Source organism: Elizabethkingia argenteiflava (assembly GCF_009904105.1).
In the GTDB taxonomy this organism is placed as follows: domain Bacteria; phylum Bacteroidota; class Bacteroidia; order Flavobacteriales; family Weeksellaceae; genus Elizabethkingia; species Elizabethkingia argenteiflava.
In genome coordinates this window covers 1-2,218 of the sequence record NZ_JAAABJ010000540.1, presented here as the reverse complement: position 1 = coordinate 2,218, position 2,218 = coordinate 1, and the positions used below count along the sequence as shown (strand labels likewise).

Sequence of the window (2,218 nt, the reverse complement as noted above, 5' to 3'; positions counted from 1 at the left end):
TTTTCGGAGTTATAAATGATATCATATATTTTTTCGTTTAATTCTTTTCCTGTTAAAAAATTCATTTTAATGTTTTTGTGATTTTAATATTTAAATACAAATATAAAATACTTTTTTAGGATATAAATTTAAACGAAGTTGTTTAAACTTAATTAAACAAAAAGAGTTCCGAGAAAATTAGCAATTTTGTATTGCAATTTAAATAACTAATAATCTGGAAATCACCAGCAAAGATAAAATAGAACAATGGATTTTACCTCATTTAAGTAAAGGAAAAAGAGGCTTTTCGACAAGATATGATCTGGTAAAAATAATTGAGCTTATTGTAAAACGCCTGAAAACAGGCTGTCAGTGGCGTGAATTAAGTTTGAAAGAATATTTTGACAAAGAGAAAATCTGCTGGCAAAGCATTTACTATTATTTCAATAAATGGAGCAAAGACAGCTCTTTCAGAAAGGTTTGGATAGGTCTTTTGCTTCTTAATAAAAGAAAATTGGAGATGTCAAGCGTTCAGTTGGACGGCAGCCACACCCCAAGCCGAATGGGAGGTGAAAAGCTAGGCTATCAGGGTAGAAAAAAGGCAAAACCCACCAACAGCATTTTTCTGTGTGATAACCAGGGACAAATGTTGTCAATGGGAAGTCCAAAAAGTGGGCATCATCACGATTTATACCAAATAGAAGGTACTTTGAAAGAAATTCTGTCACTTCTAAGCGCAGCAGAAATAGATCATAAAGGATTGTTTCTCAATGCTGATGCAGGATTTGATAGTGAGAATTTAAGACAAATCTTAGAAAAAGAAGAAATAATCGCCAATATTAAAACCAATCTCAGGAATAATAAAACAGCCAAGAATTATTATTATTTTGATGAAGAATTATATAAACGAAGGTTCAAAATAGAGAAAGCAAATGCTTGGTTGGATAGTTTCAAAGCATTATTCATACGATTTGAAACTTCTGTAATAAAACATGGTATTCTTTGCATTATATTGCTTTTGTTATTTTATTCCTCAGAAAACTATAAGTTTAAACAAGTTCTTTTAAAATAGATTGGTAAGAAGATAGATTATAGAGGTATAAATTATAATTTTTAATTTTAAACAATCCTTCATATATCAAATTACCCGCATTATTATTCATAATGAGAAAAATTTCTTTTTTTCCATACTTGTTATCAACTTTATTAAAATTAAAACCCGCATATTTTTTACCCCCTAAACTATAATAGGCTATATGATTGGTTTTATTAAATAAGAATTTAGCATAGCCTATACTTACACCATCTAAATTGTAAATAGAAACATTTCTATTTATAGAACATGACAAAAAAGATAAAAAAGGAAGATAATTCCTCTTTTTTTTATTTTAACATCAAGCCCAATCTGAATCATCACTATTACCTTCTGTTTTAAGTTTTCCAGCGGCTCTAACCTTAGTTAAATTTAGCGTTTTAGAATCAGCTTTTGCCGACTCTTCGATTCCTCAGCATAACCCCTCTCCTTTTATAAGGGCTAATGCCTGTTTGTTAAACTTTTTGTCTTTCAACGATTCTATTTTTTTTCATCTTTAAATAATTTTATTTCTACTCGTTAGCTTTTCGGATTTCGCTCTCGGATGTCATTTTTAATTATTATAAATACAGCCTAATATATAAAATATATTCAATAAAAAAAGGTTAAAATTACATAAAAATATTACTTATATAGAATTAACCCCTGTTTTTAATATTATGCTAATAAGAAGATGAATCATTTTACTGTATAAAATATATGCCCTCTACAAAATGGGGTGAGCTTTTAGCTTTAAATCAATTTAAGAATATCTTATACTTGCATGTGGATGGTAATGCTTGTAATCTGGGAGCCCATGCTAAGTCCTTCTATCCTGTTTTATATTTTCAGAGATGATTTAAATTTTTTAAATAAAAAAGATTAGTAAAAAGCAAAAATAAGCAAAACGGTTAAAACCTTTGCTATACAAGGCTTTATGAAAAGAGTAGTCTCAGTTCGGAAGTCGGTGTCTGATAGGTTTTGGTCTAAAAATGACAAGGTTAGGTTACTAATTCGTTACCGATTGATAAAGGTAACATTGTGGTTTAACTGATTATATTTCAGTCTTTTGCGCCCTTTTCTACGTTCCCTTGTAACTCAATGTAATTTAATTTTAAACGTTAAACATTTGAGTTATGGAGCAGACAAAAAAATCGACGTTCAAAC

At 29.3% G+C, this 2,218-nt stretch carries 2 protein-coding genes; one reads left to right on the top strand and one right to left on the bottom strand.

Annotation, left to right across the window (positions count from 1 at the left end):
- Window positions 1-202 precede the first annotated feature (202 nt).
- Complete coding sequence (locus GNY06_RS08835; RefSeq protein WP_317163778.1) at window positions 203-1,051, top strand: transposase; 849 nt, start codon at window positions 203-205, stop codon at window positions 1,049-1,051.
- Here GNY06_RS08835 and GNY06_RS08830 read toward each other — a convergent pair.
- Window positions 1,029-1,328 carry a hypothetical protein gene (locus tag GNY06_RS08830; RefSeq protein WP_166519743.1) on the bottom strand — a complete coding sequence of 100 codons (300 nt, stop codon included), beginning with the start codon at window positions 1,326-1,328 and terminating at the stop codon, window positions 1,029-1,031. The genes GNY06_RS08835 and GNY06_RS08830 overlap by 23 nt on opposite strands.
- Window positions 1,329-2,218: the final 890 nt, after the last annotated feature.